This window comes from Neoakkermansia glycaniphila, from assembly GCF_900097105.1.
Lineage (GTDB): Bacteria > Verrucomicrobiota > Verrucomicrobiia > Verrucomicrobiales > Akkermansiaceae > Akkermansia > Akkermansia glycaniphila.
This window is the reverse complement of sequence record NZ_LT629973.1, coordinates 2,046,364-2,072,226: the sequence shown is the minus strand read 5'-3', so window position 1 is coordinate 2,072,226 and position 25,863 is coordinate 2,046,364. Positions and strand designations below refer to the sequence as shown.

Sequence of the window (25,863 nt, the reverse complement as noted above, 5' to 3'; positions counted from 1 at the left end):
CAACATGAAAGAGGCGCCTTCCGAAGAAAGCGCCTCCTGCATTCAAACAAACACCGAAACTCTTACATGATGCTCCTCCGCGTCAGGCGCGTCAGGCTCAGCAACCACACCAGCGCCAGCGAAATCAGGAATGCAATCACCGCAATCACCGGAATCTGCACATAGCCCGGAACCGGAAGATCAAGATACTTCACGAAATCGTACGAACACTGCACCAGCACGAAATGGCACAGGTAAATGCCGAACGTCAGCTCCGCCACCCGGCTCATCATGCGGCTGCCCTTCACGCGCACCTTGCTCAGCAGGGCAAACATCGCGAACGTCATCATGAACACATTGATTCCCGAGAAATACCACGGAATCTCCAGATTCGCATAATCGCCCGGGAAATACTTCTGCATCTCGAAAAAGCCGATTGACGACACCGCATAGCCCACCCCGAGCAACAGCAGGGAAATGGCCCACGTCTTCGCCCAGCTCCAATCCAGAGGATACTTCACCAAATAATGGCCCAGCACCATATAGCCCATGAACCCGGCAAAATTGTACAACATCCCGTAAGGATTCCACAGGCACACGCCCAGAAGCCCCATACTCCCGTAATTGCCCTCATATCCGAGGAACGGAGCCGCAACCTGCACAACAGGCAGCACCATACTCACGCCCCAAATCCACAGAAAAAGCTTCACATCCTTCCTCGGCGCCTGATTCAGCCAGACCCCCATGATCGGCATGAACAAATACAGGCCCACCAGCATATACAGGTACCACAGGGGAGTCGTATCGTAATTGAAATTGAACAGGAACAGATACAGCTTCTCCGCCGTGGCCGACCACGTATAGGAATCCATCACGATATTGGGGCTGGACGTCTGCACCCCCGTGGCGAAATAAGCGTAATACATCAGCGGCAGAGCCAGCGACCAAACCACCAAAGGAATCACCACCCTTTTCAGCCTCCTCGCATAAAACGTCCGCATATCCATCTTCACGGGAAACAGCAGTACCCCGGAAATCATCGCGAACAAAGGCACACAGGGACGAACGAAACTCCCCCACAGCGCACCCGACATGAAATCGGTCTTATCGGAAAAATTGCCGACGAACGGGTCGCAGCAATGCGCCAGCACGACAAGGAAACAGGCGACGATACGCAGCAGATCGACCCATGCAATATGGTTCCTGCCATCGGGAGGGAGTAGATTCGTATTCATAAAACGGACAACGTGTACATCCGCGCGAGGGCGGCATGCCTGAATATACTGCATGGCCTCGCGCAATCTTTCAGAAAACATCAACAGACGGCCAAACGGGCCTCGAAATATGCTTGACGGCCCGGCCCGTTCCACCTAACTTCAAACCATGACCCCACACCTGAAAGAAACCATACGGCAGCGGCTGGAAGATCTGCGCGAAAAACAGGATGTCTGCAACAGTGCTTTCACCATCAAACTCTTCGAAGCCATCCCCGACCACGGCCGGCCGGGCATCCCCTCCAAATACGACATCAGCCCGACAGAAGGCCTGCAGCTCGACGAACAATATGCCCTGCTCCACTTCTACGGCAAAACAGCCGCCGAAGCCGTCGCCATGTATGCCGAAAACGAATTCTTCTATCAGGAAGACATACTCTTCATGGGTTGGAACGCCTTCGCCTACTACATTGACACTCCCCATGCCCTCCTTCTTCAGGAAAAAGAGGCAGTCCGCGGCACCGCCATCGAAGAAGGAGACTGGCACCCGGCATCGGAAACCGCCAGCACCCTGCTCATGCTCATCTCCCACCACCTCGAATTTGCTCCCGCAGGGCTACTCGACCAACCCTCCGCCGCCGTCAGCCAACTCCTGCTCCATCTGGCGGACATCGTCGCGGACTGCGCCGAAATCGTCCAGCTTGATCCTCCCGGCTACAACTACGGCCGCAAATACCTCAAATACCCCGCCATCCGAGGGCTAGTCTCCTATGCCGAAACCGTACGCGCCGACCCACACACGGCAATAACACCGGGCGAAATCATGCGATTGCACAGACTCTCCTGAACAGCCATCTCTACGCCATGACAGAACTCAGCCGCGCCTGCGACTACCGCCGGACACATCCAGCCGCAAAAACCCGCACAGCAGCACCAGCACGGCACAGGCTGCCACCGCCCAGTCTCCCGCCAGTGCATACAGCGTATAGCCCGCATTCTCATCCAGAGGAAGGCGCGCATACAAAGATCCCTTCACGAAGGGGGAACCATCCTCTCCCCGCAGCTCGTCAAGCATCGCACCGTTCGGAGCATAGGCCACCGTCATCCCCGTATTCGATGCACGCACCATCGGGCGGCGCAGCTCAATACAGCGGAACGCCGCATTGCGGGCATGCTGCTCGTTGGCAAACGACTGATTGAACCAGCCGTCGTTCGTCACATTCACGATCACCTGATTCCCGGGACGCACGAACCGGCGCAACAGCCTGCCCACCGTATCTTCGTAGCAAATGGCGGGAATCACCCCCACCTTGCTGCCGGGCAGCGCACCGCGCAGCGGAAGAGGTTCCACCGTATCGCCCTTCTCGAACGTACTGCCCATGCGGAACCCGGCCGAATGCGTAAACGCATCCTCCAGCCACGGGAAAATATCCCGGCAGGGAATATATTCACCGAACGGCACAAGATGCTGCTTGCGACGATCCTTCATCCCGTCAAAATCCTCCTCGAATGCCACCAGCGCATTATAGGACTTCTGAGGCAGTCTCGTCTGCCAATCGAAATAAGCGAGATCCCCCCCCGTCAGCAACACGAAATCGCCGAAATCCTCCCGCAGTGCAGGCACACCGCCCTTGCCGAACAGCAACGCCTGATTGAACACATCCGGCAGCAGATTGCCCGTCTCCGCATCGAACAACACGGAACGCGCCAGCGAACTCTCCGGCCAGATCACCCATGCGGGCATCTGCACGCGCACCTGCCCCTCCTTCTCCGTCGCCTTCAGCATCCCCCGGTACACGGACTCCATCCCCTCGCGAGTAGCACTCAGCAAATCGCCGTACAACTCATTTGCAGGCGTGAACGCCTTCTCCCGCTGTGTCTGGTTGCGCTGCACCGCCATCACGGGCAACTCGCCCGTCTGGTGTGGAGAAACACCGTCCTTCTTCGACAAATCGGCAGGCGCATACTGGAGGGAAAAAAACATCCCCCCAAGAAACAGCATCATCAGCACCACGCACAACGCATAGAAATCCCATGGAATGGGCCGCTTCCCCACCTTCAGCATCATCCCCCCCACGCGGCGGCAAACGCACCACAGCCACAAATTCACCATCACCGGAATAAAGGAAAGCACCGTCACCCCCACGAACTCCGCCCACTGCGCCATCGACAGCCCGGAATACAGAGCCACGCCCAGTCCGTTCCAGCCGAACCCGGTCATCACCCAGCCACGGAGCCACTCCGTCACCACCCACAAGGCGGAACAACCGAGCACAGCGCGCAGCGTCACCGCCATATCGCGCACATTCCATGCGGACCACCGGGCCTTGCGCTGCTCAAGCGGCAAATCCCGCGCCTCGGGAAAAGGCTCGAAACGGGGCCGCAGCCACGTACCCGCCAGCCCGGCCCACAAAGCCGGATACACCGCCAGATACATCATGAAAGGCACATAGCCCAGCGTACTCACCTCATTGATCCACCAGAACGAAGTCCCGAAATAGAAAAGGCCGTACACCCACCCGTAACCGAACGCTCCCAGAAAACCCTTGAACCCGCTGCGCCTCCGGCCCATCCACAGAACGGATACCAGCGGCATCAACCCCACCCATACGCACATACTCAAATCGAACGGCACGAACGCCAGCGCCGTCAGCATCCCGCCGACCGCACACAGCAGCAGCCCCAGCCACCAGGCCATGCGCCTGCCCTCTTCCTGCACGCCGCAGGACTCCGCCCCGCGACTCTCCGGCACCGTACTCATGGCTTCGCAAAGCGGTACGGTTCAATCGACACGCGGCCAAGGCTGCGCACAGGCTTGCCCTGCTCCTTCTCGGAAATCTCCACGCTCCACAAAGGCTCGTCCTGCGCATTCGCCTGATGGGCCAGATCATTCTTCCGGGGAAAACCGTCCAGGCACTTCACCGTCGCCCGATCACCGGACGCCGCATAATAAAACGACTCCGAACCGCGAAACGCACCGTCCTTGAACGGCAGTGCCACCGTATCGCCCGCATAATCGCCATTGCCGTTGAGGAAACGGACAAACAGCTCGCCTTCGCCGCTCCCGGCCTTGCCCAGGCGAATCTTCACCTGAGGGAAACTGTCCATCTGCGTACGCTGCCTCATGGCCTCGTCATCCTTCGCATCCACCCAGCCCGTTTCCACCTCGTCCACCTCCACGAAAACGCCTTTCAGAGGCATGCTCACATTCAGCAGCCGCCCGTCCGATGTCGCCCAGCCGCTCATCTGGCAGCCGAATGCAACCAGCACGCACAGCACGCCCGCAACCAGTGCGGACACGATCACCTTCTCCGTCATACTCAGGCGGGCAAACAAAGCCTTGGCCCATGCACGGAAACGGGAAAACATCGCGGAAAAACTCCCGGAATTACTAGATGGTTCAATCTCTTGGGCACTCATGATAATGGCGGAAACCTGCTTTCCGCGCGGTTATTTTCTCCCGAAAAGCCGTACGATGCAATAAAAAAAGGATTGCATTCGGGCGGAAAATCGTGAAAACCTATGGGCGGGCAAAAACCCCACACATACACATGGCTGACAAAGACGATAAAACTCCAATGAATGTATCCGGCAAATTCTATGTCGACAGCTCCTGCATCGATTGCGACCTTTGCCGTGAAACCGCACCGGACTATTTCTGCCGCGACGAAGACGAAGGCGTCTCCTACGTCTGCAAGCAGCCCGACTCCGAAGAAGGCGTAGAAGCCTGCATGGAAGCCCTCGAAGGCTGCCCGGTGGAAGCAATCGGCGACGACGGCGACGAATAAGCCGCCAACCGCCATTGCCTGCAATTCATGCCCCCGGGCCGGACAACGGAACCCGGGGCATTTTGTTCATGCATCCCATGGCCGCACGCAAACAGCCCCCCTCACCCTCCTCCTTCCCCGAACCGGGAAGGAAAAGATTCTTCATCGACCGCGACGACCGCGCCGTACGCTACTCGTCGAAAACCGAGCGCGACCGGGAACAGGCCATGATCGACTTCTTCGGCGCACAGCCCATCCTCTCCCTCAGGGCCAACATGCGCTCCATGGACTCAATCCTCAGCGAAATCACCTCCACCCTCCCCCAGGAAGACGACACCCTCAGCCCCGAAGTACTGCGCGCAGGCTGGGAACGCGCAGCCGGAGCCTTCATCTCCTCACAGGCCGAACTACTCTCCATCGTCAAAGGCACGGCCACCATACGCACCTCCCAGCCCGCCATACGCTACGAACTCACCCGGCAGAAAAACACCCTCATCGCCAAACTCTGCGCCGAATTCGGAGGAGAAAGCATCACCGGCATCCGCATCCTGCACGGATAACAGGCATCCGCCTGTTTTTACACTTTTTTGCAAACATAAGCTTGACATTTCAGAACAATCAACTATGCTTCCCCGCACGCAAAAGCGAAAGACACCTTTACATCTAGACATATGGCACACACCAAATCCGCACTGAAACGTATCCGCCAGACCGCCACGCGCACCGCTCGCAACCGCGCAGCCAACTCCCGCGTACGCACTCTTCGCAAGAAGATCGTGGAAGCCATTGCCGCCGGCGACGCCGCCGCTGCCGCTTCCGCCTACAACACCTTCTCTTCCGCTATCGACAAGGCCGCCAAGACCGGGAAAGTACCCGCCAACCGCGCCGCCAACTACAAGAGCAAGGCTGCCAAGGCAATCGCCAAACTTGCCTGAACATCCCTTTCGGATTTCACTTTTGCTGACGAAGCGCCTCCTTGCAGGAGACGCTTCGTTTTTGTATCCTCGTCCCATGCCTCAAGATCGCAAGGAAATCGCAAACACCGTCATCAATGACCCGGCATCCTACAAGGTATGCCTCGTCTGCGGTTCCATCGTGGACAAGCTCACCCACATCTGCCCCAACTGCAACGCCTACCGCTTCAAGGAAGACTCGGACGCCGTCGTCGAACAGGCACTCATCCTCGCCTCAAGGCCGCAGCGCTCCGTCACCCACCTCGACCTCAAGCTCGACGAATAGAAAAGGCGCCCCTCAAACCCGCCGGGCACCCCGGCCCGCAGCCTCAATCACTCCTCCCGCTGGATCCAGCGGCCATGCGCCTTGATCAGAGCCACCAGGCGATCCACCGCCTCCTCCTGCGGAATATTGAACTCCACGGGCGTATGCCCCACATACAGATTGATCTTATCCGGCGCACCGCCCACATAGCCGAAATCGGCATCCGCCATCTCGCCCGGACCGTTCACGATACACCCCATCACCGCAATCTTCACCCCCTTCAGGTGATCCGTCGCCGCGCGGATGCGAGCCGTCGCCGCCTGAATATTGTACAGCGTACGGCCGCATGACGGGCAGGAAACATACTCCGCCTTGCTGATCCGCACGCCTGCCGCCTGAAGAATATTGAAAGCCAGCTTCGCCGCACGCTCCGGATCCCTCTCCGAACGCACCAGCACCGCATCTCCGATACCGTCGCACAGCAGAGAGCCGATATGGCGGGAAGCCAGCAAGGCCGGATCCTCATCGCACGGCGCATCAGGCTTCAGCGTATCCTTCAGCAAAATCGGATGCCGCCCGTCCACCACGGCGGCCAGCAGGCGGAAAGCTGCCGGCACATCCATATCCACGCCATCCGCCACCGTCACCATCGTCGGCTCCAGCAGGGAATCCAGCGCGGCCACCGACTCCGGCGACCGAGGATCAACCTCCACCGGCTCCAACCGCGACAAAGAAAGCTCAGGAGCAAAATCCTTCAACGCCGCACGACGAGGCTCCAAAACAGCAAACGCCTCATCGGGCAGCACCACGCGCACAGGCTCGTTCCAGCCGTACCTCACCCCGTATGCCATCCCCAGCCCCGCCATCCTCTTGTGGAAATGCAGCGGATCGAACGGCAGCGGCGGCTCGGGCTCCACAGCAGGAACCTCATCCGCCTTCACCCCCGGCTGGAAAGGAGCAGCCAGCGCATACGCCACCGGCACCTCGCACACCGCATCCTCCGTCAGCGACACGCGCAGCGTATCGCCCAAACCGTCCATCAGCAGAGAACCGATACCCATCGCGCTCTTGATCCGGCCATCCTCGCCCTCGCCCGCCTCCGTCACCCCCAGATGCAGAGGATAATTCCACCCCTCGCCCTCCGCAGCCAGCCGCTCCGCCAACAGGCGGTATGCTGCAATCATCACCTTCACATTGGAAGCCTTCATCGAAAACACCAACTGATGGTAACCCAGATCATGCGCTACGCGGGCGAACTCCAGCGCACTCTCCACCATCCCCTCCGGCGTATCGCCGTAGCGATTCAGAATACGGTCGGAAAGAGACCCGTGATTCGCCCCCAGCCGCATCGCACGGCCATGCTCCTTGCAGAACCGCACCAGAGGAGAAAACTCCTCGCGCAGCCTCTCCAGCTCCTCCTCATACTCGGCATCCGTATAATCACGCTCCGCGAACTTCTTCTTATCCACGAAATTGCCGGGATTGATCCGAATCTTCTCCACCCACTTCGCCGCCTCCATCGCCGCATCCGGCTTGAAATGAATATCCGCCACCAGCGGCACCCGGCACCCGGCAGCGCGCAGCTCGCGTGCCACATTCTCCAAATTGGCGGCATACGCCCTCGTCTGGGCCGTCAGGCGAATCAGCTCGCACCCCGCATCCGCCAAAGCCAGAGCCTCGCGCACACAAGCCGCCGTATCTCTGGTATCAGACGTCAGCATCGACTGCACCCGAATCGGATTCCCGCCGCCGATCCCCACATCGCCCACCATCACCTCGCGCGAAACGCGCCTCACATAATGAAACCAACCGGGAGATTGAGCCGTAATCATGGCCGCCATCCTACATACACCGACTCAAAAAGACAAGCGCCGAATCGGACACACACAATAAAGCCTTGACTTGACAACGCCCCATCCCTTATCGTCACCTCGGTTACAAACACGTTCACATCATGAAACCCACCCACATCTATGGAATCGCGTTGGCCGCCAGCGGCCTGATTCTCGCATCCTGCACCCAGATCCCGGCACGGGTCAATGACCGTCCGTACGGAGTCCGTACCCAGCACCAGCAACCCGTCGTCCCCACGCCGACCACTGCTACGCCGAACCCTCTCGACCAGTGGAACCAGCCGACCGGCTTCCCGGGCCAGCAGCAGCCGGGCACCGTCGCCACCGCCGCACCCGGCGTCACACCGACCCCGACGACGACTCCCACCATCTCCGTCATCCCCGACCCGCCCAAGCCCGTCATCTCCACGACTCCTGGCGTCACGCAGCCTGCCCCCGGCTCGTCCATCACCTCCACCCAGCCGGTCGTCACACCGAGCCAGCACCCCGTCGCCGTCCCGGTACCGGGCAATCCGCTTGAAGTATACAGCCCCTCGGACAGAAACAAAACCATCCGCATCGTAGACAAAAAAACCGGGCAACGCCAGCCCAGCGGCAAAAAACTCTACGACCCGTACTCCCCCGGAGGCAAAGGCATCTTCATCGTGCCGTAACGGCGGAAAACGCCCATCATCCGGCGCCGGAGTGCATTCCGCACTTGCACCCGCCGCATGAAACGGCCATGTGGAGTGAAGCAACGACATGAGTGAACCCCTGCCCTTCGGCACCATAACCATCCTCGGCCCAGGCCTCCTTGGAGGCTCTCTGGCCATGGCCGTACGCGCCGCCATGCCCGCAGCGGCCATCCGCCTCTGGGCGCGGCGCGAAGCCACCCTGCAGCAAGCTCTCGACATGGGCATCGCAGATGCCGCTTGCACCGACCCGACAGAAGCAGTCCGCGGTGCGGACCTCGTCGTCCTCGCCACACCCATCGGAGCATTCCGCGACCTTGCCGAACAAATCGCGCCGTCCCTGGCGCCCGGCGCCATCGTCACGGATGTCGGCTCCGTCAAAAACTACGTCCACCGCACCACCGGAGCCTGGTTGCACGAACAAGGCCACACCTTCATCGGCTCCCATCCCATGGCAGGCTCCGAAAAACAGGGGCTCGAAGCCGCCTACCCCGAACTCTTCCGCGGTGCAAGCATCGTCCTCACCAACGACCACGCCGCACCCGAACACACCGTCGACCGCCTCCGGCAATTCTGGGAACTCCTCGGCGGCCGCTGCTACCTCATGGAATCCAAACACCATGACCGCACCGTCGCACGCATCTCGCACATGCCCCACGTCCTCGCCGCCCTCTGCGCCTACTCCGCCACCCGGGGAGACGTCCGCATGCACGACCTTCAGAGCCTCGCCGCCACAGGCTTCCGCGACACCACCCGCGTATGCTCCGGTTCCCCCTCCATGTGGACCGATATCCTGTGGGAAAACGACTGCGCCATCCGCGAAATCCTCCACACCTGCCTCGACGACCTCACGGAACTCATCCGCCTCCTTGAAATACAGGACAAGGAAACCCTCCATACCTGGCTAGAACAAGCGCGCGACAACCGCGAAACCATCATCGGCGGCCAATAAACCGAGCCCCGCACGATCACGCCGCTTCGCAGGCACACATCCAAAGCATTCATAGCCAGAACTTTTGGTGCGAACAAAAAAACATCCGTAAAAAAAGCACAAAAAATACTATTTTAATCTTGCCATCCCGCATCAAACCTGTTACACTCCGCCCGCGCCAGTAGCCCGCAAGGGCCAACGAAGCGAAACCTGAAACGTCTGGTTCGTCTAGCGGTCTAGGACTCCCGCCTTTCACGCGGGCAACACGGGTTCGAGTCCCGTACCAGATGCCAATTTCAACAGAGAATCCCCGGAAGATCACATCTTTCGGGGATTTTTGGTATATACCCGCCTATCATTCTTGCCGGGCAGACATTCGGATCACCCCCAAATAACGCTCACAGGTGCGTAGCTCCAGCAGTGGCGCAAAATCCCGCAACGCGACGCCGACCTTGCTACCCTCTGGCACTCGCGCCACTACATAGGCCACATACCCCCGCCAACCTTGCGCCACCGTCTCCCTTACCGGAAAAACACGCACGTTAATTAATATCATACATCATCTCGCGGTCGACCGGAGAAACGCCTGGCAACCAACAAACGGCACATGGCGACACACACACATGCCCGCACGGGCACGAAACCCCATCATTTGAGATCCGTTGCAGCACACATTCTAACATATTAAGATCAGTCCGTTCCTCGCCAACGAACACAAACCGGCGAGAAGAACGCAAAACCGAACTTTAAATTAACAAAATCTTAATATGAGCAACAACAACAAACCGGCGATCAGCTCGACGCCGGCATACAACGAACAAAACTACACATGGTACACCTCCCTTGAAGGCAACTTCTTCAAGGAAGACACCATCAAAGGCACCAGCGCGGCGGACAGCATGGACACCGTCACCATCCCCTTCCTTGTCCCCGAAGGCCAGCGGGCCGTCATCCTCGCATTCCTGAACGTCGACGACTGGGGCACCCTCACCGTCACCGACAAGGCAACCGGAACCAAACAACTCGAAATCAGACTGACTCCCGACGTAGAACCGGCAGGCCCACGCGGAGGACACACCGAATGGAGCAAAATGGACCACACCATGCTTCAGGCGGGGCAGTTCGACATCACCGTCACCCACCAGAACACCACCTACCCGGCAGAATACGATCCCCGTTACAACGTCTCCAAATGCAGATTCACCCTCTCCGCCACCACACTCCCCGACCATGATTCGCATGCAGTCACAACCTCTTTCAAAGGCAAATACAGGCAACCCGACTCCAAATTCGAACTTGAATTCACCATCAACCTCAAATCGACCTGTTCGGGTGCACCCCTGGAACAACGCACATTCAGCGAACCGGAAATCGTCTCTTTCACCCCTACGGAAAAAGTCATGGTCAACAGCGACGGCAAAGTGCACAAAATCGTCGTCAAAGCCGTCAATGCACACCTTATGGGAGAACCCATCTACGACGAAGCGACGCAAACATGTGCACAAAAAGTCGCCTTGTCCTGGACAATCCAATCGTGGGACCCCATGGCCCCCGACTACACCGAACAAGGAATCGAACAGACCTTTGACAGCTCTGTCCTGACTCCCGGCTGGGCAACCCTTTATTGCGACAAATAAATAATCCGAACAAGGCGCTATCTTCGGTACACGGAGATAGCTCCCTCTCCACCTCCCCCCGTTACAAGCGACTCCGCAGCTCACCCAGAAGAGCCTTCTCACGGGCAAGCAACACTTCTGCGGCCGCTACTTCCTCACTGGTCGCTATTCCTGCTTGCGAACGCCGCACATCCAGCAGGGCCTGAGCTTCCTTCACCACCTTCTCCTGCACGGAAACAATGGCTCCGGGAGCCGAAACGGACAGCTGAAGCATCTCTCGCTCGAACAACAGGGCATTAATCCTCAACTTGATCAACTCCGCACCATTGACCATGCCTGCTAAATGAGCATTTGCAAGGAAATGAAGCCTCTTCTGAAAATTGTCCTTGATATCCTCCGCCAGCAGCTTCTGCCGCTGAGTCAACTTCGGCTTGGGATCCTCCACACGGTTCAAGGCAAACTGCAGGCATAAAAGATTACCGACAGCCGAATAATACTCGTAATAGGATCCGACACCGCCTTCCAAACGCTTGATTTGAGCTTCGACTTCGGCCTTGGCTTTGGCGATTTGCTTCTCCAGTGAAGATTGATCCTCACCCGGCGACATCAATTGCACACATCCTTCCACCTTCACGGTAAGGACACGATCATCACCTTGCACGTCAACAGGCATTTCCGTTGTGCAAACAAGAGTGGAAACATAGAATAGGGGGGTAATAAATATCATAGACCAATAGGTTATTATGTTATTTTTTCGTTGTAAACAAAATCAATCTAACAATGTATGACACCTGCACTTTCCTCCTTCCATTCCAGCACACCGCATACAGTAATGAGATAGACGAAACCGTAATCCTGAAAGATTACACCCCACTCTTCACCCCCATCCGGACTGCACAGGAACTATCCGCCCGTGAACAGGCTTTGGCTCGGCAGATCAACCGGCAGGAGCGTCTGTGGCAACAAGGATACATTTCACGGTATGAATATTTCACTATCGTGGGAAACTGGCTCATGGCCCGCTTCGAACTCTCCCGCCACAAAACGGCCCCACAGACATTATCCGAAAAACAAAAAGAACTTGCAGCAGAAATCATCGATAATTTCAACACACGCATCGACACTCTGGAACGGCTCGCTTCCGCTGGTCAGACAGAAGAAGAAAACGTTATCAAACTCAAATTGAACCTGCTCCTTTTCCGGAGAGACTTGGCAATCGCGTCAGGAGAACCCAAAGAGACCGTCATGCAGCATCAAAAACGCATCGTCGAACAATCGTCCGCATGGCTGGCATTTGTACAAAAGGCAGTCGACAACCATGTGATGGGACTGACCGATCTTCAGGAGCCTCAGGCAATGCTCGAAAAAGAACAAAAACGGCTCCACAGCACGGAAAACACCATGCCCCATTAACGGAAACAGGCAGCACCGCCATCTGAAGGCCATCTGCCACCCCCGGAGCAAACGAACACCACTCTGGTTTCCTTCTGGCTGCGTCATTGGGAAACGCGTCACCCCCGAACAACTCGGTTGGAATCGACATGGATTCTTGCCGGCATTCTCTTCATTGCGATTTCTCCGCAAGGAACATTCACAAGCAAAACCAATACAGGCATGGAACACTGCATGCGCGCACCATGACAGGCAGCTATCACCATCCTTCCATATCTGTTGACCATTATTCACAAATCACTATAAATATAAAATCCGACCGCTATTCATCATAGCGAAAAAATGGATAAAATAATTAAACCAAAAACATCATGACAACTCATAACAACAAAAAACAAAGCCAATACTATCAGCCATTGGATTCCGAATATAATCGGCGTTTCACGATTAACAGGCAACCACAGGTTGCCTATATTGATTGGCAACTCGCCGAAATCTCTGAACCGGTTTTAACCGACTGGAAGGGATATCTCCGTGTACCGGTTTCTGGAACCTATATTCTGAAAATGACGGTTGATGACAGCGGATACGTCAAAATGGCGCTTCCTCCCACTCTCGGCGTCATCGAAGTCGAAACGATATTGGAAATCACCGGCAAACATTCCTCCATCTCTACCCAGACAGCCCCAATAGTACTGGATGCCGGCTTCTACTACATAGAAATGCATCACGAAAACAGCATCCCCGACCGGGACTATCCCAACGCCACCCAGTTCAAACTGGAACTGAACGGCACCCGAGTGGATTACCTCTACGATATGGTCATTCCTCCGAATCGACTGACATCGGCCGATGCATGGCGACTTGCCGGATGCTACGACCCAGTCAGCTACAAACTCGGTCCCGAGGCTATTTGGGATATGACCAGCGAAGCTCTGAAAAAAGATACAGGAGGAGGAGAATCATGTGCATTGAGAATGAGTATCGCACTCAGTAACTACGGGTTCGATTTCAAAGGAATTGCCGACAACTGGTCTCTCAAAGACCCCGATAATACCCTCCTTGGACAGGATGCCAACGGCAACAACAAACAATACGTCCTTGTGGGCGCTGCACCGATGAGAGATTTTCTCATCAGCAAACTGGGACCTCCCGATTATGCCAAATACGGCGAAGGAGTCGGGTATACGCCCAGAAATGGTGATGTCATCGTTTACGCCGATGCCGGACATACAGGTCTTTCCATCGATGGCAGAGCAGACTACGGAGGCGGCTTCAGAGACAATCTCTGGCTTCTGAGCCGTACAACAATGGACGATCCAGACACTCAATCTACCATAAATTAAAAATTAACTACTGGCGAGTATACACTCGTCAGTAATTTTATATATAACAAATCTAACTCGATTGCCTTCATTGCTATGTTCATGTTATAATATGTATATAATGACTCCATCTATCCTCTTACCCATCGTGGCTTTTATCTGTGCGGCCGAGCCTGAATCGCCCCGCCAGCTCACAGAAGACCAGGAACAACATTTGAGATTTATCCGGCAAAACAGCCACGTACTCACCGCTATCGTCTACAAAAGAGAAATCATCCCCGACCCCAAACACAACAACGATGCCATAGAAGTCTCGCACGCCATCGTTACCCGCACCATGAAAGGAAGCACCCCCGAAGGAGCCCGCATCATCTGGGTACGCCCCTTGGAAGTCCTGATGAACGGCGCCGTCTACACCCATACGATCTTTCCCGGAAAACCGTTCCCCTACCACATCATCGGCAGCGTATGCGGTGAACTGAAAGGCGGAGTCAAAGTCATCTGGGAACCGGTCAGAATCACCCCCCTCCAAGGAGACTTCTACACCAGCTTCATCTCACTCGGCGCGAAGCACCGTGAAAAATGGAAACAGGCACTGAAAGCACCACACCCCGAGCCATCGGCACTCATGTCAGAAAACGAATGGAAAACATTCGAACAACAAATCGAAACCGCTGCCGCGAACGACCCCGAACACGACTCGACATCCTTTTGAAACTGCTCCAGCCATGAACCGCCTAACTCCTTGCCTCTTCCCCGTTCTGGCCGGCATCATATATTCGACCGCCCCAGCAGCCGAACAAAACACCACGCAGGAACAGGAACTCATCCTGCAACTCGTCCGGGAAAGCGGCCACGTCATCGCCGTCGGCATCTACAAAAGAGAAATCATCCCCGAAACATCAGACCCGAAGCGGGCTCAGGAAATCTTTCATGCCTTCGTTGTGCATTCGGTCAAAGGCGGCATCCCCGAAGGCCAGGCCATCATCTGGGCGCGACCGATGGCACACCCTCCCGAAGGAGCCATATACACGCATGCGATCTTTGCCGGCAAACCGCAGCTGCACTACCTCATCGGCCATCTATCGAAAGAACTGAAAAACGGCGTCAAAATATTTTGGGAACCCACTGTCATCACCCCGATGCAGCAGCACCTCCACACCGCATTCATCGGCCTCCTCCAACACCGTACGATTGAATGGGAAAAGGCTCTGCAATCTCCCGCAAGCCAACCGTTCCCCATGAATGAAACCTTCTGGAAAGACTTCGAAACACGAATCGAACAGGCGGCAACAAACGGCACAGATCGCACGACCTTCACCTTCTGACATCACCACCTCCCGCCCCGCCATGAACACCATACCTGTCGGCATCCTCCTCTCCCTTTCCGTGCCTCCGCTTGCTGCTCCGGCTGCCACGGCGCCCCCCATCACGGCATGGCAAAACGAAATCCTGCGCGCCATTCGCGAACACGACCACCTCATCACCGTCGTCGTCTACAAACGCTCCATCATCCAATCCGGAGCAGCAGACTCGAGAAAAGCCCTGCAAGTCTATCATGCCTTCGTCGTCTGCGCCGAAAAAGGCAACATCCCCGAAGGAGCTCGCATCTTCTTCGTCAAACCGATGGATAGCCCGATGGACAACCAATTCAATGTCAAACGCGACCTCATTGGAGAACCCCATCTCTACCACGTCATCGGCGATGTTCACGGCAAACTGAAAAACAGCATCAACGTCTTATGGGATCCTCTCTGCTTCTCCAAAGCGCAGGAAAGCATCCATACAGACTTCGCCGATCTGCGGCAACACCATGCAGAGGAAATCTTGCAGGCCATGCAATCGTCGAGAACATCCCCGAAATTCATTCTGGACGAACGCTCATGGAAACTCTTTGAACGGCAAATGCAAAGCGACGCCATGCACGACCAGTAGCTTCCGACAGCGCGCCCGCCGGAAGCACAAAGCACCCCTCACCTGAACTTCGGCAACTTCCCTTCTCCGTTCCGGGCGTTCACATCCGCACCGTGCCGGATCAGCACCTGGGCGATCTCCGGAGCCGTCGCCAGATGCAGCGGCGTATTCCCCTTGTTATCGCGGGCATTCACATCCGCTCCAGCCGCCAGCAACAACTCCGAAAACTTCACTCCCTGCTCCACGAGCAAAGGATAGCCCATAAAATACATCGCCGCATGATGCAGAGGCGTGCGGCCTTCGTCATTCCGGACGGAAGGAGCAGCCCCACGAGCCAGCAGCACGCGGCCCACATCGGCCTTCCACACCTCATGAAGAGGTGTATTCCCCTTCTTGTCACGGGCATTCACATCCGCACCGCAGGCAATCAGCAGCTCTGCTGTCTCCGGATAAGCCTGCCAGAAAAGAGGCGTCCAGCCCTCATCGTCGCGCACATCGGCAGGAATCCCGTTTCCGATCAAAACCCGGGCCACCTCCGTATCATACGCCGTATGCAGAGGGGTCACGCCCAGCTTGTCCGTCGTCTGCACATCGGCTCCCCGGGCTATCAGAGTTCGGGCCACAGCGGCATCCGTCGCACCGAACAGGGGAGTCCTCCCCGCCAGATCGCGGGCATTCACATCCGCACCCTGGGCAATCAGCAATTCGGCCACCGGAGCAGATACCACGCGGAACAACGGCGTACGGCCGAAATAATCCCGCGCATCCACGCGGTAGCCCTCACGAAGGCGTTGCCGCACATTGGCCTGCGCCTCCACGCTGCACCGGGAAAGGTACCCCTGGCAATCGGAAGCCTTCGGCTGCCGCAGCATATCCATCTCATCCTCCGACAATGGGGACAAGGCATCCCGATGCAGAGGAGTCCTCGGCCCGTGCTGCTGCCACTTGGCCTGAATCTGCGAACACGAGACCGACAATGAAACAGCCGCCAGCCCCGCCATCAACCATCGAACATTACCTGGCATAATCCCTCTTTCCGAAAATCAACGAACCTACGCGAACCATCGTCGCACCTTCTTCCACCGCCACCTCGAAATCATGGCTCATCCCCATCGACAATTCCGGCAAAGGCAAAGGCCCGCGGGCCGCCAGCTCATCACGCACATGCCGCAGGCAGGCGAACGCCGGGCGCACACCTTCGGCAGATTCCGCCGGAGCGGGAATCGCCATCAGGCCGCGTATATCGAGATGCGGCAGGCGGGCAATCCCGTCCCACTCGTTCCGCAGCTCCTCCACCGAGAAACCGTGCTTGCTTTCTTCCCCATCCACATTCACCTCCAGCAGGATAGGAGCGGCAACACCCAGCTCCCCCGCCACTCGGGAGATCGCCTCGGCCAGCCGCAGGGAATCCACCGCATGCAGCAGCGCAAATCCCTGTTGCAAAGCCTTGCGCACCTTATTGCGTTGCAGCGGCCCGATCAGATGCCACTCCAGCCCCTTGGGCAGCAGCGGCATCTTCTCCATCGCCTCCTGCAGCCTGTTCTCGCCGAAAACGGTTTGTCCCGCCTCCACGGCACGGGCGACATCCTCCGCCGGGAACGTCTTGCTCACCGCTACGAGGCGCACCGAGCCTGCCGGCCGCCCGCACCGCTCTTCCGCAGCGCGGATACGCTCCAGCACATCTTTAAGTTGAACCTGAATATACATGGCTTGGTCAAATTTCTGAAATCAGGGGAAGCAGTTCGGACATATCCGTCAGCAGGAAATCGGGTTCCGCGCGGCGCAAAGCCTCCACATCGGCGGAGGGAGCCCATGCGGCGGCAATCACCTTCACCCGCACCTCGCGACAAGCCTTGATATCGGACACGGCATCCCCCACATACACCGCCTCATCGGGGCTCATCCCCCACGCATCCAGCACGCGCCCAATACACTCGCCCTTCACCACGCGCTCGGGAGACCCCGTCTCCACATACTCGAACACATCCTCCAGATTATACACATCCAGCGTCACCCCGGCGGAATCGTCATCCTTGCCCGTCACCATCGCCAACCGAAACTTCTTCCTCTTCAGGGCTTCGAGCAGCTCCGGCACTCCCGGAAACGGCTCCGGAGCCATATCCAGATGCAAAAACGTATAATTCTCCATGAAAAGATTCTCCAGCCTCTCCACATCCTCGCCGGGCAACAGGCGCGCCAGCACACCGCGGTCGCTGGGGCCGAAATGCCTCGTAATCTCCTCATCGGCCAACTTCCTGCCCGAACAAAACTCCACCACACGGCGGAACGATTCCACGCACAGAGGAAGCGTATCGGCCAATGTCCCGTCCAGATCGAAAATAACGCCGCGAACCATGCGCCTACTTTGCCTGCAACCCGCGGCCAGGTCAAGACATTTGCCCTACTTGCAGCCAACACGCCGGCCGCCTCACCACAACCCCGGCTTATTCCAGGCCAGCGCCGCCACCCCCATCAGCAAATTCGCCACGGCATGCATCGCCACCGTCGCGCCGAGGCTTCGGGACACCACCGCCAGCACATACGTCAGCGAACCGTACACGAACGCCCCCAGATAATCCACGGGCAAATGCACGCTCATGAACAGCAGAGTCGTCACCCAGTAAGCCCGCCATGAATGCTTGCCGAACGGCACCGTCCACGGACGATCGAAATTCACCATCAGCCGCATCAGAAAACCGCGCCAGAAAAGCTCTTCCACAAAAGCCACCACAACCACCGCCCGGAAAAAACGCATCACATACGCCATCCACCAGGCAGCACCGCCCCGCTCGAACACCAAACCGGGATCGAACCCCTCGGTCCGCGCATCCAGCCCGAGAGCCGTAGCCTGCCACGAATCGCGGCCGAACCACTCCTCCACTGGCAGACGATCCGCCAGCAGCGTAGGAGCCAGCCAGCAGGCAATGCCCAAGGCACCGGCCACTGCACCGATCAGAGACCACTTCCAGCTCCACGCCCATTGCACGCGCTTGCGCCAGTGCCAGACAAGGAACCCGGCAGACACCGCCTGCAGCGGGTACACCCACTGCTTCAAATCCCTCTGCCACCATGCCGCCGAAGGATGATCCCACCCCAGCGCAGGCTCAAGAAACTGCAGCAACAGCGTAAACCCGAGAAACACGGCAAAAGGGCCGACATACGCCTTCATCAGCGCATCGTCGTCCGTACTGCTCTTCACTGCGGGCATGGGAAAAACGGGGGCGGCAGAACAACCGCCGCCCCTGAAAACACATCAACGGGCTTCCTTCTGAAGCTTATCCACAAAGCGCTCCATCGCATCGCACGCCTCGCGAATCAGCTCGAAAGCCGTCGCGTAGCAGCAGCGCAGGAACCCTTCGCCACTCGCGCCGAACGCATCGCCCGGCACGGCAGCCACCTTCGCCTCCATCAGCAGGCGTTCCGCGAACTCCTTGCTCGACAGGCTGAAGCGCGACACATCCGGGAACACGTAAAACGCACCGCCCGGCAAATGGCAATCCAGCCCCATATCGTTCAGCCGCTTCACCAGATAATTGCGCCGCATGCGGTAGCTCTCGCGCATCTCCAGCATCGCAGGGGTACCGTTCTCCAGAGCCTCGATCGCCGCCTCCTGCGATGTAATCGGAGCGCACAGCATCGAATACTGGTGCACCTTCATCATCGCGGAAACCAGCGGTTCCGGCCCGCAGGCATAACCGAGGCGGAACCCCGTCATCGCAAAAGCCTTCGAAAAACCGTGCAGCAATAGCGTACGCTCGCGCATCCCCGGCAGGGAGGCAATCGACGTATGGCGCACATCATCGTAGCGGAGTTCGCTGTAAATCTCGTCAGAAAGCACCACCAGATCATGCTTGATGCACAGGCGGGCAATCGCTTCCAGAGTCTCCACCGGAGCCACCGCCCCCGTCGGATTCGTCGGGAAATTCAGCATCAGCACCTTCGTACGGGGCGTAATCGCCGCTTCGAGAGCCGCCGGATCGAGAGCGAAAAGATCGCTCTTCTTCGTCGCTATCGGCACCGCCACGCCGTATGCCATACTCACGCTGGGAGCATACGACACATAGCACGGCTCGTGATATAGCACCTCGTCGCCGGGATTCAGCAGCGCACGCAAGGCCAAATCGATAGCCTCGCTCACGCCCACCGTCACCAGCACCTCATTCAGAGGATTATAGGAAACGCCGAAGAAATTCTCCACATACGTCACAATCTTGCGGCGCAGGGATTCAAGGCCGTAATTCGACGTATACGTCGTATGCCCCCTCTCCAGCGAATAAATGGCGGCCTCGCGGATATTCCACGGAGTCACGAAATCCGGTTCGCCGACTCCCAGGGAAATAATGTCGCTGCGCCCCGTCACTAGATCGAAGAACGCGCGGATGCCCGAGCGAGGAATTTGAGCCACTTGTGTGGCGATTGTTGTGGACCAGTCCATAAGAAAATCACGGTGAAACGCTCAGGCGCTCATGAGACGGCTGCACCCCGAACAGGAAACCGTCGCGCTTATAAGTCTTCAAACGGAAATGCGTCGACGTCGAAAGCACACCGTCCATCGATGAAAGCTTCTCGGAAACGAACCGCGCCACATCCACCAGCGTACAGCCGTCCACCTGCAGCAACAGATCGAAACCGCCGCTCGCCAGATAGCAGGACTTCACCTCGTCAAAGCGGGCGATGCGCTCGGCCAGACGGTCGAAACCGCCCCCACGCTCGGGAGTCAGCCTCACCTCGATAAAGGCCGACACGCCGACCTCTTCATCATCGTTCGTGATCGCCTGATATCCGACGATCCGCCCCTGCTCCTCCAACTCGGCACGGCAGGCGGACACCTCATCGGCTGTCAACCCAAGGCGATCCGCAATCTCGCAGTCGCTCAGGCGGGCATCCGATTCCAAAATTTTAAGCAAAGAATCTTGCGTCATACGTTACCTGTGTATCGTGACACATAAGGCGCGATGCGTCAAGCACAAGCCCCGGCAGCTACAAAACGGGAAACATTCTCAAAAAACAAGGTAAAACATTTGAAAATAAAATAGAAACAAACGACATAATACATCTGCCGAACACGGCATGAGGACACAATAATATCGTCAACACGTAAGAGAAATCTTGAAACACTCGTATAAATATGAGAAAGTCTTACAGGTGCAGGGCAAACTGAGTGCTTTATAACTTTGCTCCGCCACGATGACTTTCCGACAGCAATAGAATAATTATCAGGTATGAACATGTCTCTCAATCCGGACCGCGCGACGCTCAATTTTCTCAACTCCTTTTCGGAGGATGTGCGCAACCTCGGCGAGAAACTGCAGAAAGACGGAGCAGTCACCCAAATCTTCGGCAACCACCTCTTCATACAAGGCCGAGTCGAATGCAGGGAAGGAACATTCCGCACCAGCCTCCGCCTCCAGGGAAACCGCTGGTTCGGCTCCTGCAACGCCGAAGATGCCGACCTCGCCGACGCCTGCATGTACGCCACCATGATGGAACGCATGTACCGCGGCACCAGCATGCCCGAATCGCCGAACGAACTCGACGAAACGCCCCTCATCGACATCCTTGAAGAAAAACTCGGCCGCGAACTCGACGACCGCGAAGCCGACTTCGTCACCAAACTTGAAAAGCGCTACCGCCGCTTCGCCATCGAGCAGGAAATCCACGACCACGACCTCGTGCGCCTCAACCCGCGCTGGGAAATCGTCTCCTACGACCCACTCGACCTCTGGTCCGTCCCGCCCAAAAACATCCTCGAATTCTGGAACTACATCGCTTACGCCTTCAACAAAAGGCGCCTGCCCATCCCGGAATTCATGGAAGTCGTCACCAACCTCGAAAAAGTGCAGAACCAGATCCGCGCATGGGAGCGCGAAAAGGAAGTCGGCACATGGTACGACCGCATCCAGTCCATCAACGAACGTCCGCCGCAGCCGCCGCGCCGTCCCATCCACATGCGCCTCGTCTCCACCATCAACGAGGCACACTTCGATTACCGCAACAACATCAAGGAAGAATGGATACCCATTCGCGACAAGTCCCTCCTTGACGGCCTCGTGGAAGAATACCGCCGCGGCGCCCTGAAAATGGACCCGCAGAGCGAACTCCTCCTCCTCCTCCTGGCGGAATATGCCGAAAAGGAAGGCACAGTCGCTCTCGACCTCGATCTGGAATCCGCCTGCTCTCTGATGAACAGGCTCTTCCACCAGCCCTCCCTCAAAGGCTACCTCGTCAACCTCGACGAATGCTACTTCAAAGTCGTATCCGACCCGCTTCGCTGGATCTGCATCGACGACCCCATCGAACCGGACTGCTTCGGCCTCCAGCTCGTCACCTCCGCCGGCGTCCACGTCTCGCATTCCGTACGCCAGCTCCCCGGACAGGTCGAACTCTACCAGTCCGACGAAACCGTCTTCCCCGGCCCGCCCCGCTGGCTGGAATGCACCGAAGTCGAACCGCGCTACTCCATCCCGAAAAGCGTCATCGACAGCCTCGACGGCGTCGAATTCCTGCGTAAAATCGGCGCATCCCTGCCCCCCAGCATGGAAGAACGCGTCGAAGACATCGAGCTGAAACCCACCTTCGCCATGAAAATCGTCCGCGGCCTCACCGCAGCGGACACCGAACACGTCCTCCTCGAAGTCACCGCGCAGGACGAACCCGGACGCCGCACCGAACGCCTCGGCAAAGACGGCTGGGAAATCACCCATCAGGCCTCCGTCCGCAACCGCGTCCTGCTTCGCTTCATTCGCGACAACCTTTATCCCATCCCCGACCTGCTTGAGGAAATGAACTTCACCTTCGACTCGCAGGTGGACGCCTTCAAATCCCGCATCACCAAGCAGTTCCCCGAAAAATTCGCCGATTGGGCCAAAGCCATCCCCGAAAGCATCAAAGTCGAAATGGACGAAGGCCTCCAATCCCTGCTGGCCGACCCCATCGCCGCGGCCATCCGCTTCGAAGTCGTCAACCAGGAAATCGACTGGTTCGACCTCCGCGTCGTCATCGACGTCGAAGGCGTCAAACTCAGCAAAGAACAGATCCGCTCCCTCGTCTCCGCACGCGGCGGCTACGTCCGCATGGAAGACGGCCGCTGGATGCGCCTCGAAATCAAACTCGACGACGACCAACGCGACGCCGTCACACGCCTCGGCCTCGACCCCTTCGACCTCTCCGGAGAAACGCACCGCATGCACGCCCTGCAGCTCGCCGACCCGCGCGCTGCAGAAGTATTCGACCCCAAAGCGTGGAAACGCATCAAGGAACGCACCGCCGAAATCAAAATCGACGTCAAACCCGACGTCCCCACCGACCTTCAGGCCACCCTGCGCCCCTACCAGATCGAAGGCTTCCACTTCCTCGCCTACCTGGCCGTCAACGGCTTCGGCGGCATCCTCGCGGACGACATGGGCTTGGGCAAAACCATCCAGTCCATCACCTACATCCTCTGGCTGCGCGAAGAATACGTACGCAACAACCAGAAAGGGCGTAAAAAAGTCCAAACACCGCCAGTCCTCATCGTCTGCCCGAAATCCGTGCTCGACGTCTGGGCCGGTGAAACGCAGAAATTCGCTCCGAACATCCGCGCCCTCGTCATCCGCAACAAAGACCAGGCCGTTGCCGAAACCATCATCGAAAACTTCGACATGGTCATCGTCAACTACGCCCAGCTCCGCGTCTGCGGCGACCAGCTCAACTCCATCAAATGGCTCACCGTCATCCTCGACGAAGGCCAGCAGATCAAAAACCCGGACTCCAAGGCAGCCAAGGCAGCGCGCGACATCTCCGCCTCCAACCGCCTCGTCCTCTCCGGCACGCCCATTGAAAACCGCCTCCTCGACATGTGGTCGCTCATGGCCTTCTCCATGCCCGGCGTCCTCGGATCGCGTGCCTACTTCAAAAAACGCTTCGACAAACGGAAAGACGCCCAGAGCCAGAACCGCCTTGCAGCCCGCCTCAAGCCCTTCCTGCTTCGCCGCACCAAGAGCCAGGTAGCCAAAGACCTCCCGCCGCGTACCGAAGAAGAAGTATACGCCAAAATGGAAGGCATCCAGCAGCAGCTCTACAAAGCCGAACTGCGCCGCATCCAGAAAGCCCTCCTCGGCGTCGACTCCGACGAATCCGTCAAGAAAAACAGCTTCGCCATCCTGCAGGGCCTCATGCGCCTCCGCCAGATATGCTGTCACCCCGGCCTCGTGGACGCCAAATACGCCAAGGAAGAAAGCGCCAAACTCAACGCCCTCTTCTACCTCCTCGACCAGCTTCGGGACGAAGGCCACAAAGTACTCGTCTTCTCACAATTCGTCTCCATGCTCGAAATCATCAAGGCACGGCTCGAAAGCGAATCCCGCCCGTTCAACTACCTCACCGGCCAGACCAAAGACCGAAAGAGCGAAATCGAACGCTTCCAGACCACCAAAGACCCATCCGTCTTCCTCCTCTCGCTCAAAGCGGGCGGCGCGGGCCTCAACCTCACCTCCGCCTCCTACGTCATCCTGTATGATCCGTGGTGGAACCCTGCCGTTGAAAGCCAGGCCATTGACCGAACGCACCGCATCGGCCAGAAAAACAAGGTCATCGCCTACCGCCTGCTCACCCGCGACTCCGTCGAAGAGAAAATCCGCGTCCTGCAACACCAGAAGAACCAGCTCGTCAGCAACGTACTCGGAGACGAAGGCTTCGCCTCCAGCCTCGACCTGAACGACCTCCAGTTCATCCTCTCCCACGGAGACGACGACGAAAACTGACACACCCCACCGGGCACCCGGTTTCAACAAGCGCATGGCAGCCTGCAAGATTGCCATGCGCTTTTGCGTATATACACACGTCGCACTTCACTCTCCGCATCATGGACACATCATCGCCCCAGCCTCCGGCACGCATCCTCGCCATCGACGCCCTCCGCGGCTTCGACATGTTCTTCCTCACGGGAGGCCTCGCCCTCGTCCTCGCCGCACTCGGCCTCATCTACGAACCGATGCCCGAATGGATCCGCTACCATGCCACCCATGTCGAATGGGAAGGCTTCGCCGCATGGGACCTCGTCATGCCCCTCTTCATCTTCATCGTCGGCGCCGCCGTCCCCTTCTCCATGGGCAAATATTCCGCGCCGGGCATGAGAAGCAAAGCCTACCTCCGCATCTTCCGGCGCGTTGCCATCCTCTTCCTGCTCGGCATGGTCGTCCAGGGAAGACTCCTCGGCTTCGAGCCGAAAAACATGGCCCTCTTCTGCAACACCCTCCAGGCCATCGCCGGCGGATATCTCATCGCATCCCTCTGCGTACTTCACCTCCGCCTGCGCGGCCAAATCGTCACCGCACTCCTCCTCCTCGCCTCATACTGGGCGCTCATGCGCTTCATGCCCTACGGCGACTCGCAGGCCGGACTCTTCCTCCCGCACGACAACCTCGCCCTCCACATCGACAAATACCTTCAAGGCAGCTGGCAGGACGGCACCAACTACAGCTGGATCCTCACCAACCTCTCCTTCGGAGCCACCGCCATGCTCGGAGCCCTCAGCGGCTACCTCCTCAAAACGCCCTGCCTCCCCGTCAAAAAACTCGCATGGCTGCTCGGCATCGGTGGAGCCCTCCTCCTTTCCGGCTGGGCCCTCAGCTACGACACCCCCATCATCAAACACATCTTCACCACCTCCATGGTCCTCTGGGCGGCCGGCTGGAGCTACCTCCTGCTGGCCCTCTTCTACCTCATTCTGGACATCGCCCGGCTCACATGGCTCGCCTTCCCCTTCATCGTCGTCGGCAGCAACGCCATCTTCGCGTACATGTGGATCGAAACCCCGCAATGCTCTCCCGAACACAACATCTCCCGGGCCCTCTTCGGCGGCCTCGCCCGCCAAAGCGGAGACTATGGCGCCTTCATCTTCCAGCTCGGCAACTACGCCCTCATCTGGAGCGTCCTTTACTTCCTGTATCGCAAAAAGACATTCATCAAAGTATAGATACTGGAAACCAACGCTCCGCGCACGA

26 protein-coding genes and 1 tRNA gene are annotated in these 25,863 nt (G+C 57.8%); 16 read left to right on the top strand and 11 right to left on the bottom strand.

All coding sequences use genetic code 11. The annotated features are described in order from the left end of the window. Positions 1-62 precede the first annotated feature (62 nt). Positions 63-1,214, bottom strand: coding sequence for an acyltransferase (locus PYTT_RS08700; RefSeq protein ID WP_067777740.1), 1,152 nt, complete (start codon positions 1,212-1,214; stop codon positions 63-65). A gap of 148 nt (positions 1,215-1,362) precedes the next feature. Here PYTT_RS08700 and PYTT_RS08695 point away from each other — a divergent pair, with 148 nt between their 5' ends. After that, a complete protein-coding gene (locus PYTT_RS08695) occupies positions 1,363-2,040 on the top strand; it encodes a hypothetical protein (protein ID WP_067777739.1) in 678 nt (225 codons plus the stop codon). A gap of 27 nt (positions 2,041-2,067) precedes the next feature. On the opposite strand, the gene lnt is transcribed toward PYTT_RS08695, so the two are convergent. Together lnt and PYTT_RS08685 are read right to left on the bottom strand one after the other, a co-directional pair. Further along, complete coding sequence (lnt, locus tag PYTT_RS08690) at positions 2,068-3,954, bottom strand: apolipoprotein N-acyltransferase (protein ID WP_067777738.1); 1,887 nt, start codon at positions 3,952-3,954, stop codon at positions 2,068-2,070. Then, a complete protein-coding gene (locus PYTT_RS08685) occupies positions 3,951-4,562 on the bottom strand; it encodes a hypothetical protein (RefSeq protein ID WP_067777737.1) in 612 nt (203 codons plus the stop codon). Before PYTT_RS08685 ends, lnt begins: the two co-directional genes overlap by 4 nt. Positions 4,563-4,744: 182 nt before the next feature. Between PYTT_RS08685 and PYTT_RS08680 the strand changes: the two genes are divergently transcribed. From PYTT_RS08680 to PYTT_RS08665, 4 genes are all read left to right on the top strand, one after another. Then, on the top strand, positions 4,745-4,981 hold the full coding sequence (locus PYTT_RS08680) for a ferredoxin (RefSeq protein ID WP_067777945.1): 237 nt from the start codon (positions 4,745-4,747) through the stop codon (positions 4,979-4,981). A 77-nt stretch (positions 4,982-5,058) separates the two neighbouring features. Next, positions 5,059-5,520, top strand: coding sequence for a DciA family protein (locus tag PYTT_RS08675; protein ID WP_172801797.1), 462 nt, complete (start codon positions 5,059-5,061; stop codon positions 5,518-5,520). A 111-nt stretch (positions 5,521-5,631) separates the two neighbouring features. After that, complete coding sequence (rpsT, locus tag PYTT_RS08670; protein WP_067777735.1) at positions 5,632-5,895, top strand: 30S ribosomal protein S20; 264 nt, start codon at positions 5,632-5,634, stop codon at positions 5,893-5,895. A 76-nt stretch (positions 5,896-5,971) separates the two neighbouring features. Then, a complete protein-coding gene (locus PYTT_RS08665; protein WP_067777734.1) occupies positions 5,972-6,199 on the top strand; it encodes a hypothetical protein in 228 nt (75 codons plus the stop codon). A gap of 47 nt (positions 6,200-6,246) precedes the next feature. Here PYTT_RS08665 and ispG read toward each other — a convergent pair whose 3' ends face one another. Then, positions 6,247-8,010, bottom strand: coding sequence for a (E)-4-hydroxy-3-methylbut-2-enyl-diphosphate synthase (ispG, locus tag PYTT_RS08660; protein ID WP_067777943.1), 1,764 nt, complete (start codon positions 8,008-8,010; stop codon positions 6,247-6,249). Positions 8,011-8,132: 122 nt separating this feature from the next. Between ispG and PYTT_RS08655 the strand changes: the two genes are divergently transcribed. The 4 genes from PYTT_RS08655 to PYTT_RS08640 all read left to right on the top strand — a co-directional run bounded on the left by PYTT_RS08655 (position 8,133) and on the right by PYTT_RS08640 (position 11,270). Then, positions 8,133-8,684, top strand: a complete 552-nt coding sequence (locus PYTT_RS08655; protein ID WP_067777733.1) for a hypothetical protein — start codon at positions 8,133-8,135, stop codon at positions 8,682-8,684. Between the two features lie 88 nt (positions 8,685-8,772). Further along, positions 8,773-9,654, top strand: a complete 882-nt coding sequence (locus PYTT_RS08650) for a prephenate dehydrogenase (RefSeq protein ID WP_067777732.1) — start codon at positions 8,773-8,775, stop codon at positions 9,652-9,654. Positions 9,655-9,850: 196 nt separating this feature from the next. Next, positions 9,851-9,926, top strand: a tRNA-Glu gene (locus tag PYTT_RS08645). Positions 9,927-10,400: 474 nt separating this feature from the next. Beyond that, entirely contained in the window at positions 10,401-11,270 is an 870-nt protein-coding gene (locus PYTT_RS08640; RefSeq protein WP_067777730.1) for a hypothetical protein, read from the top strand. Positions 11,271-11,331: 61 nt separating this feature from the next. On the opposite strand, the gene PYTT_RS08635 is transcribed toward PYTT_RS08640, so the two are convergent. Beyond that, a complete protein-coding gene (locus tag PYTT_RS08635; RefSeq protein ID WP_071133410.1) occupies positions 11,332-11,976 on the bottom strand; it encodes a hypothetical protein in 645 nt (214 codons plus the stop codon). Between the two features lie 53 nt (positions 11,977-12,029). Between PYTT_RS08635 and PYTT_RS08630 the strand changes: the two genes are divergently transcribed. The 5 genes from PYTT_RS08630 (at position 12,030) to PYTT_RS08610 (ending at position 15,901) form a co-directional block, all read left to right on the top strand. After that, positions 12,030-12,662, top strand: coding sequence for a hypothetical protein (locus PYTT_RS08630; protein WP_067777728.1), 633 nt, complete (start codon positions 12,030-12,032; stop codon positions 12,660-12,662). A 350-nt stretch (positions 12,663-13,012) separates the two neighbouring features. Next, a complete protein-coding gene (locus PYTT_RS08625) occupies positions 13,013-13,987 on the top strand; it encodes a hypothetical protein (RefSeq protein ID WP_141675909.1) in 975 nt (324 codons plus the stop codon). A 100-nt stretch (positions 13,988-14,087) separates the two neighbouring features. Further along, complete coding sequence (locus PYTT_RS08620) at positions 14,088-14,681, top strand: hypothetical protein (RefSeq protein WP_067777726.1); 594 nt, start codon at positions 14,088-14,090, stop codon at positions 14,679-14,681. 13 nt (positions 14,682-14,694) lie between these two features. Next, positions 14,695-15,294, top strand: a complete 600-nt coding sequence (locus PYTT_RS08615) for a hypothetical protein (RefSeq protein WP_067777725.1) — start codon at positions 14,695-14,697, stop codon at positions 15,292-15,294. A 22-nt stretch (positions 15,295-15,316) separates the two neighbouring features. Then, the gene (locus PYTT_RS08610) at positions 15,317-15,901 is read left to right on the top strand and encodes a hypothetical protein (protein ID WP_067777724.1); all 585 of its coding nucleotides are present in this window, start codon (positions 15,317-15,319) and stop codon (positions 15,899-15,901) included. 38 nt (positions 15,902-15,939) lie between these two features. Here the strand turns inward: PYTT_RS08610 and PYTT_RS08605 are convergent, their stop codons facing one another. From PYTT_RS08605 to PYTT_RS08580, 6 genes are all read right to left on the bottom strand, one after another. Next, the gene (locus tag PYTT_RS08605) at positions 15,940-16,905 is read right to left on the bottom strand and encodes an ankyrin repeat domain-containing protein (RefSeq protein WP_083077077.1); all 966 of its coding nucleotides are present in this window, start codon (positions 16,903-16,905) and stop codon (positions 15,940-15,942) included. Continuing rightward, a complete protein-coding gene (locus PYTT_RS08600) occupies positions 16,895-17,587 on the bottom strand; it encodes a YggS family pyridoxal phosphate-dependent enzyme (protein ID WP_067777722.1) in 693 nt (230 codons plus the stop codon). The genes PYTT_RS08605 and PYTT_RS08600 overlap by 11 nt, the downstream gene beginning before the upstream one ends. A gap of 7 nt (positions 17,588-17,594) precedes the next feature. Beyond that, positions 17,595-18,236: an HAD family hydrolase gene (locus tag PYTT_RS08595; protein WP_067777721.1), complete on the bottom strand. Its 642-nt coding sequence runs from the start codon at positions 18,234-18,236 to the stop codon at positions 17,595-17,597. A gap of 72 nt (positions 18,237-18,308) precedes the next feature. Continuing rightward, the gene (locus PYTT_RS08590; protein ID WP_067777720.1) at positions 18,309-19,088 is read right to left on the bottom strand and encodes a CPBP family glutamic-type intramembrane protease; all 780 of its coding nucleotides are present in this window, start codon (positions 19,086-19,088) and stop codon (positions 18,309-18,311) included. A gap of 45 nt (positions 19,089-19,133) precedes the next feature. After that, positions 19,134-20,315: an aminotransferase class I/II-fold pyridoxal phosphate-dependent enzyme gene (locus PYTT_RS08585; RefSeq protein ID WP_067777719.1), complete on the bottom strand. Its 1,182-nt coding sequence runs from the start codon at positions 20,313-20,315 to the stop codon at positions 19,134-19,136. 7 nt (positions 20,316-20,322) lie between these two features. After that, the gene (locus tag PYTT_RS08580; RefSeq protein WP_067777718.1) at positions 20,323-20,802 is read right to left on the bottom strand and encodes an Lrp/AsnC family transcriptional regulator; all 480 of its coding nucleotides are present in this window, start codon (positions 20,800-20,802) and stop codon (positions 20,323-20,325) included. 300 nt (positions 20,803-21,102) lie between these two features. Between PYTT_RS08580 and PYTT_RS08575 the strand changes: the two genes are divergently transcribed. Together PYTT_RS08575 and PYTT_RS08570 are read left to right on the top strand one after the other, a co-directional pair. Continuing rightward, on the top strand, positions 21,103-24,621 hold the full coding sequence (locus PYTT_RS08575) for a DEAD/DEAH box helicase (protein ID WP_067777717.1): 3,519 nt from the start codon (positions 21,103-21,105) through the stop codon (positions 24,619-24,621). Positions 24,622-24,722: 101 nt separating this feature from the next. Further along, positions 24,723-25,835: an acyltransferase family protein gene (locus PYTT_RS08570; protein WP_067777716.1), complete on the top strand. Its 1,113-nt coding sequence runs from the start codon at positions 24,723-24,725 to the stop codon at positions 25,833-25,835. Positions 25,836-25,863 lie beyond the last annotated feature (28 nt).

What these genes read in the sequence shown, in the direction of transcription:
- PYTT_RS08590 (WP_067777720.1), bottom strand. Translation starts at nt 19,088, where the DNA reads ATGCCCGCAGTGAAGAGCAGTACGGACGACGATGCGCTGATGAAGGCG.
- PYTT_RS08680 (WP_067777945.1), top strand. Translation starts at nt 4,745, where the DNA reads ATGGCTGACAAAGACGATAAAACTCCAATGAATGTATCCGGCAAATTC.
- PYTT_RS08700 (WP_067777740.1), bottom strand. Translation starts at nt 1,214, where the DNA reads ATGAATACGAATCTACTCCCTCCCGATGGCAGGAACCATATTGCATGG.
- PYTT_RS08640 (WP_067777730.1), top strand. Translation starts at nt 10,401, where the DNA reads ATGAGCAACAACAACAAACCGGCGATCAGCTCGACGCCGGCATACAAC.
- PYTT_RS08615 (WP_067777725.1), top strand. Translation starts at nt 14,695, where the DNA reads ATGAACCGCCTAACTCCTTGCCTCTTCCCCGTTCTGGCCGGCATCATA.
- PYTT_RS08630 (WP_067777728.1), top strand. Translation starts at nt 12,030, where the DNA reads ATGTATGACACCTGCACTTTCCTCCTTCCATTCCAGCACACCGCATAC.
- ispG (WP_067777943.1), bottom strand. Translation starts at nt 8,010, where the DNA reads ATGATTACGGCTCAATCTCCCGGTTGGTTTCATTATGTGAGGCGCGTT.
- PYTT_RS08610 (WP_067777724.1), top strand. Translation starts at nt 15,317, where the DNA reads ATGAACACCATACCTGTCGGCATCCTCCTCTCCCTTTCCGTGCCTCCG.
- PYTT_RS08575 (WP_067777717.1), top strand. Translation starts at nt 21,103, where the DNA reads ATGAACATGTCTCTCAATCCGGACCGCGCGACGCTCAATTTTCTCAAC.
- PYTT_RS08580 (WP_067777718.1), bottom strand. Translation starts at nt 20,802, where the DNA reads ATGACGCAAGATTCTTTGCTTAAAATTTTGGAATCGGATGCCCGCCTG.
- PYTT_RS08655 (WP_067777733.1), top strand. Translation starts at nt 8,133, where the DNA reads ATGAAACCCACCCACATCTATGGAATCGCGTTGGCCGCCAGCGGCCTG.
- PYTT_RS08625 (WP_141675909.1), top strand. Translation starts at nt 13,013, where the DNA reads ATGACAACTCATAACAACAAAAAACAAAGCCAATACTATCAGCCATTG.
- PYTT_RS08685 (WP_067777737.1), bottom strand. Translation starts at nt 4,562, where the DNA reads ATGTTTTCCCGTTTCCGTGCATGGGCCAAGGCTTTGTTTGCCCGCCTG.
- PYTT_RS08600 (WP_067777722.1), bottom strand. Translation starts at nt 17,587, where the DNA reads ATGTATATTCAGGTTCAACTTAAAGATGTGCTGGAGCGTATCCGCGCT.
- PYTT_RS08605 (WP_083077077.1), bottom strand. Translation starts at nt 16,905, where the DNA reads ATGCCAGGTAATGTTCGATGGTTGATGGCGGGGCTGGCGGCTGTTTCA.
- PYTT_RS08665 (WP_067777734.1), top strand. Translation starts at nt 5,972, where the DNA reads ATGCCTCAAGATCGCAAGGAAATCGCAAACACCGTCATCAATGACCCG.
- PYTT_RS08650 (WP_067777732.1), top strand. Translation starts at nt 8,773, where the DNA reads ATGAGTGAACCCCTGCCCTTCGGCACCATAACCATCCTCGGCCCAGGC.
- PYTT_RS08595 (WP_067777721.1), bottom strand. Translation starts at nt 18,236, where the DNA reads ATGGTTCGCGGCGTTATTTTCGATCTGGACGGGACATTGGCCGATACG.
- lnt (WP_067777738.1), bottom strand. Translation starts at nt 3,954, where the DNA reads ATGAGTACGGTGCCGGAGAGTCGCGGGGCGGAGTCCTGCGGCGTGCAG.
- rpsT (WP_067777735.1), top strand. Translation starts at nt 5,632, where the DNA reads ATGGCACACACCAAATCCGCACTGAAACGTATCCGCCAGACCGCCACG.
- PYTT_RS08695 (WP_067777739.1), top strand. Translation starts at nt 1,363, where the DNA reads ATGACCCCACACCTGAAAGAAACCATACGGCAGCGGCTGGAAGATCTG.
- PYTT_RS08570 (WP_067777716.1), top strand. Translation starts at nt 24,723, where the DNA reads ATGGACACATCATCGCCCCAGCCTCCGGCACGCATCCTCGCCATCGAC.
- PYTT_RS08585 (WP_067777719.1), bottom strand. Translation starts at nt 20,315, where the DNA reads ATGGACTGGTCCACAACAATCGCCACACAAGTGGCTCAAATTCCTCGC.
- PYTT_RS08675 (WP_172801797.1), top strand. Translation starts at nt 5,059, where the DNA reads ATGGCCGCACGCAAACAGCCCCCCTCACCCTCCTCCTTCCCCGAACCG.
- PYTT_RS08620 (WP_067777726.1), top strand. Translation starts at nt 14,088, where the DNA reads ATGACTCCATCTATCCTCTTACCCATCGTGGCTTTTATCTGTGCGGCC.
- PYTT_RS08635 (WP_071133410.1), bottom strand. Translation starts at nt 11,976, where the DNA reads ATGATATTTATTACCCCCCTATTCTATGTTTCCACTCTTGTTTGCACA.